This is a genomic window from Streptomyces sp. NRRL S-646, assembly GCF_000720765.1.
In the GTDB taxonomy this organism is placed as follows: Bacteria; Actinomycetota; Actinomycetes; order Streptomycetales; family Streptomycetaceae; genus Streptomyces.
The window spans coordinates 1-456 of the sequence record NZ_JODC01000091.1; the positions used below are offsets into that span (position 1 = coordinate 1).

1 protein-coding gene is annotated in these 456 nt (G+C 74.1%); it reads right to left on the reverse strand.

The features are described 5' to 3' along the window. Nucleotides 1-434, reverse strand: a 434-nt coding sequence (locus tag IH68_RS0149015) for a sigma factor-like helix-turn-helix DNA-binding protein (protein WP_234341864.1), incomplete at its 3' end; no start/stop codon positions are given. Between the last annotated feature and the right edge of the window lie 22 nt (nucleotides 435-456).

Consider the following 456-nt stretch of genomic DNA (forward strand, 5'->3'; position numbering starts at 1 on the left):
TAGGAGCCGAACGCCGGCTGGCCGTTCGCCCGCGCGGGCACCAGCCGGAGCGCTTTGCCGCCCCACCAGGGGAGGGTCTCGTAGAACCGGGCGATGGCCACACGTCCCTGGTACTCGAGGGGCTCGGGCGGCATCGTCAGCCAGGCGTCATCGGTCAGCAGGGCGACCAGCCCGTCGACGTCGGAGCTCTCCATCGCGTCCACGAACCGCCCGACGAGCTCGCGTTCACGCGGTGAGCGCGGCAGGGGCGCCCTGTCGCGGTCGCGCGCGGGCAACTGGCCGTCCAGGGCCGCACGCGCCCGCTGCAGGGCGCTGTTCACCGAGACGCCGCTGCTGTCGAGCAGGTCGGCCACCTCCGCCGTGCGGAAACCGAGCACGTCGCGCAGCACCAGCACCGCGCGCTGCCGCGGCGGCAGACGCTGGAGTCCTGCCACGAAGGCCAGGGCCAGCGACTCC